Annotated in this window: 2 protein-coding genes; one reads left to right on the top strand and one right to left on the bottom strand. The window is 68.3% G+C overall.

Going from position 1 to position 1,435, the window contains the following annotated elements:
* Positions 1-136: 136 nt before the first annotated feature.
* Positions 137-802, bottom strand: coding sequence for a DUF4097 family beta strand repeat-containing protein (locus VR44_RS18015; RefSeq protein WP_045948545.1), 666 nt, complete (start codon positions 800-802; stop codon positions 137-139).
* A 243-nt stretch (positions 803-1,045) separates the two neighbouring features.
* On the opposite strand from VR44_RS18015, the gene VR44_RS45100 reads away from it, so the two are divergent.
* A complete protein-coding gene (locus VR44_RS45100) occupies positions 1,046-1,417 on the top strand; it encodes a VOC family protein (protein WP_045948544.1) in 372 nt (123 codons plus the stop codon).
* Positions 1,418-1,435 lie beyond the last annotated feature (18 nt).

Genomic DNA, 1,435 nt, shown 5'->3' with positions numbered 1-1,435 from the left:
CGAATCGGCGTCCGCCGACCGCCTCGGGCTGATACCCGCACCCAAGGACGAAGAGACCGTCCTGCGGGGCCTGGAGGCGCGGCAGATCGCTACGCGCTCCTCTGGGCTCGGCGGCCGGCGGCCCCTCGCCGGCTTGTCAGATGCTGCGGGCGGTGATGTCGCCGAAGGCGGTGGTGGCGTGGATGGTCAGGGGGGTGCCATCCGCGCTCTGGAGGGCGTTGTCGATCCGGCCGAAGCCGGTGCCGGCGTCCAGGGTGGCGGCGACGCCACGGGCGGCGCCCACGGTGATGTTGCCGTGCTGGGTGGTCAGGGTGACCACACCGGCGGTGGCCTCGGTGATGGTGATCTCGCCCTTCTGGGTGTTGATCTCCGCCGGGCCGCCCAGGCGGCCGAGGGCGATGTCGCCGGACTGGACGGTGACGCGGGCGGAGGCGGTTTCGTCCAGCTTGACCTGGGCCTGCGCGGCGTCGAGGACGACGTCACCCAGACGGCCCGTGCCCAGTACCTCGGCGGCGGCGACCTTGGCCTCGACGTGCGAGCCGGCGGGCAGCTGCACGGTCACCTCCACGAAGCCGGAATTGCCCGTGATCCGGTTCTTGGCCTGGGCGGCCACGACTCGGAGGACGCCATCGGCGTACGCGACCTCGATCAGCTCGGCCGCCTTCACGTCGCGGCTCTTCGAGGGGTCCGAAGGACGGACCTCGACCGTGGCGTCAGCGCGGTCGGCGGCGATGAGCCGGACCCGGCCGGCGGGGATGTCGAGGACGGCGGAAACCGGGGTGGCGGTGGCGAACGTCTGCATCGTGCTCTCCTTCATCGGTATCGCGCGCCCCGTTCGGCCCGCTGCTTTCTGACATGAGAAACGCTACGTTGCATTCCAAGACCTGACAACACCGTCGTTGCGCAAAATCGATGAATGACCAGCTCAGCGACGTACAATCGTTGCAACGATCCAGAATTCAACGCAACGATCCCGCTCCGGACATTGCAATGGAGTGCAGGTAAACGCTATGCCTGATGACACGAGGACGGCTAGTGTGCGTCCATGACTTCTCTCATCCGGCACATCACCATCGACTGTCACGACGCCTACGCCCTGGGCGAGTTCTGGGCAGAGGTCCTCAACGGCAGCCTGCACGAGGACGATTCCCCCGGCGACGACGAAGTACTGCTGACGACGGAGGGCGGGGCGCTCCTGTTCATCCAGGTACCGGACACCAAGTCGGTGAAGAACCGCGTGCACTTGGACCTCCAGCCGCAGGACCGCACGCGCGACGAGGAAGTGGAACGGCTCGTCGCCCTCGGCGCCAAGCTCGTCGGCGACCACCGGCGCCCCGACGGAACCGGCTGGGCGACCCTTGCCGACCCCGAGGGCAACGAGTTCTGCGTGGAACGCAGCGCGGCCGAGCGGAAGTAGCCAACGCAAAGGCCCCGG

Origin of the sequence: Streptomyces katrae, assembly GCF_000966975.1 — a bacterium.
In the GTDB taxonomy this organism is placed as follows: domain Bacteria; phylum Actinomycetota; class Actinomycetes; order Streptomycetales; family Streptomycetaceae; genus Streptomyces; species Streptomyces katrae.
This window is presented reverse-complemented; position numbering and strand designations above follow the sequence as displayed.